The 2,093-nt window shown below is 27.9% G+C and carries 4 protein-coding genes and 1 pseudogene; 4 read left to right on the top strand and 1 reads right to left on the bottom strand.

Going from position 1 to position 2,093, the window contains the following annotated elements:
- Positions 1-197 precede the first annotated feature (197 nt).
- Together FOF46_RS30650 and FOF46_RS30645 are read left to right on the top strand one after the other, a co-directional pair.
- On the top strand, positions 198-704 hold the full coding sequence (locus FOF46_RS30650) for a hypothetical protein (RefSeq protein ID WP_143919220.1): 507 nt from the start codon (positions 198-200) through the stop codon (positions 702-704).
- Entirely contained in the window at positions 697-987 is a 291-nt protein-coding gene (locus FOF46_RS30645; RefSeq protein WP_143919219.1) for a hypothetical protein, read from the top strand. The genes FOF46_RS30650 and FOF46_RS30645 overlap by 8 nt, the downstream gene beginning before the upstream one ends.
- 1 nt (position 988) lies before the next feature.
- On the opposite strand, the gene FOF46_RS30640 is transcribed toward FOF46_RS30645, so the two are convergent.
- Positions 989-1,429 carry a hypothetical protein gene (locus FOF46_RS30640; protein WP_143919218.1) on the bottom strand — a complete coding sequence of 147 codons (441 nt, stop codon included), beginning with the start codon at positions 1,427-1,429 and terminating at the stop codon, positions 989-991.
- A 98-nt stretch (positions 1,430-1,527) separates the two neighbouring features.
- Here FOF46_RS30640 and FOF46_RS32000 point away from each other — a divergent pair, with 98 nt between their 5' ends.
- Complete coding sequence (locus tag FOF46_RS32000) at positions 1,528-1,716, top strand: hypothetical protein (protein WP_167572025.1); 189 nt, start codon at positions 1,528-1,530, stop codon at positions 1,714-1,716.
- Positions 1,717-2,093: pseudogene (locus FOF46_RS30635) on the top strand (hypothetical protein); the annotation flags it as partial. It abuts the gene before it with no gap.

Genomic DNA, 2,093 nt, shown 5'->3' with positions numbered 1-2,093 from the left:
AGCATAATATTAATACTGTGTGGTTACAGACTGTAAACAAGTGATTTTTTATTATATGTAACTTTGTGAGTTAATAATAACCACTAAAGTTATAGTCATGAAAAAAATATTTTTTGTATTAGCATTTATATGTACTTATTTACTAACATCCTGTACAACACCAAGAATTGAAGAAGAAATTTATTATACAGAAGAAAATGAGCTTATATCAGTTGATAGAGAAGAAATTCAAAGACCCGGAGACCAAGGATAATAGAATTAATCCGAATTTAAGAGTTTTTGCCAGTGTATTGGTTATTTTATCCGGGTTAATTTTATTTGCGGATAAAGTAACCAATTTTAATTTGGAAAATAATTTTGGTTTTAAGTCTACAAAAACTTTTGTTTGGATTTTCGCACAATCGTTATCTCCTCTATTAATGGCATTTGCTTCTATTTTTAAGCCTTATAAATCGTCATATATAGTTCCTGTGTATATTTATTTTATACAGATATATTGGATTTTTAAACCTACAATTAAATTTGACGATTATTTGTTACAAACCTATGCAATAGGTGTTTCAATTATTTTTCTTGGATTGATTTATATGATCAATAAAATGAAACCATATAAATCCGAGCAAAGAATAAATAATGAAAAATTCATAAAAGAGACTAAAGAAACAATCGCGATTTTAAAAAATAGAATTTTAGAAGATGCTTAATAAAAATACTTTCAAAATATTAACATTAAAAAGAAAAGTAAAAGAGTCTAAGATCAATGATATAGAAGCTTTGTCTGCTCTCGATGAAATATTAAATAACCATATCTCTGATCTAAATAAGTTTGATGAAGTGGATTTTGAGATAGAGCTATATGTCCGAGAATTAAACAAACTAGCAAGAATAAACCAAAAAGCGAAACAAATTGAACGAGAAATGAGTCAATTAAATAAGGATAATATCATGTTATTGAAAGAACTAAAATTAACATATGAAAAGTTTTAAACTAATCATCTTTTATAGCCTTAATTTTCTTTAAAATTCTGTTTTCTGCCTCTGCTTGTTTTTTAGATAACCAATTCATAAACAGCTTATTTTCCATTAATTCATTTTCATGTAAGTAGATTACTTCTATTACTTTCATTATGTCACTTTCCGTTAACTCTACATTATCTTCAGATTGAGTGTTTTGAAGTGCATCCTTTTTTTGTTTTCCCTTTCCTTTCAGTAACCATTCAATATTAAGATCAGAAAACTTATCTACTATAGCTAATATTATATCAGTACTGGGTATAGGATATTCACCATTACGGCTATCAGGTTTAAAAAGCCTGTTTAATTTTTGAGGTTGTTGAAATCCAATAAGTTCGGCAAAAGGTCTGACTTTGCCAAAAGTCTCTTCATTTATCAACTCTTTTATCCTTCTGTTAATACCTGGTAATTCCATAAAATGGTAAAATAATATTATTTTTATTAAACAAGTTTGGTTTTTTTATCAAACATGTTTTACTTTTGGTAACAGTATGTAACAAATCTACAAAAAAAATGATAATAGATTTTAGTGATAATGAAAAAAAAATGCTTTCAGGGCTTAGTAGTAAGCTGGCTATAAAGCATGATTGTACTAAAAAATATGTTTGTGACATAATAAATGGTAAATCAAAATTCACTACTGAATTATCAATAATGATATACAAGGATTTGAGATGGTTAATTGAATTTTTTGAAAAATAAATGAATTTTCAACAAGGTGACATATTAGTTAAGAACAATACTGTTTGGCTGAGCCAAAATCTTGTTGCTTCTATATGTGACCTTACAGAAAAATATCATACTGTTATTAGAGTTAAATACAAACAATCTGTCCAACCTTGTCACCGTCATCATAACATTTTACCAGACACCAAAAAAAGCTGGAGATGGGCAAAGATTAACCATGATTACTATTACGATTTAAAAAGAATACCTAACAGGAAACCAGCAAATTACCGTGATCTGTTTGGTGATCCAGATACACTTATACAATCTTACAAATTAGCTATGAGCAGTCAGGAAAGTAATTTACTTACTGCGGAGTTAACAAGCTTTGTAAATGAGCGATACAGCCACCA

The sequence above is a fragment of the Aquimarina algiphila genome, assembly GCF_007489275.1.
Taxonomy (GTDB): domain Bacteria; phylum Bacteroidota; class Bacteroidia; order Flavobacteriales; family Flavobacteriaceae; genus Aquimarina; species Aquimarina algiphila.
Note: the sequence above shows the minus strand (reverse complement) of the source record. Positions and strands in the feature narration are given on the sequence as shown.

Coding starts and splice junctions, on each gene's coding strand:
- FOF46_RS30640 (WP_143919218.1), bottom strand. CDS start 1,429: ATGGAATTACCAGGTATTAACAGAAGGATAAAAGAGTTGATAAATGAA.
- FOF46_RS32000 (WP_167572025.1), top strand. CDS start 1,528: ATGATAATAGATTTTAGTGATAATGAAAAAAAAATGCTTTCAGGGCTT.
- FOF46_RS30650 (WP_143919220.1), top strand. CDS start 198: ATGAGCTTATATCAGTTGATAGAGAAGAAATTCAAAGACCCGGAGACC.
- FOF46_RS30645 (WP_143919219.1), top strand. CDS start 697: ATGCTTAATAAAAATACTTTCAAAATATTAACATTAAAAAGAAAAGTA.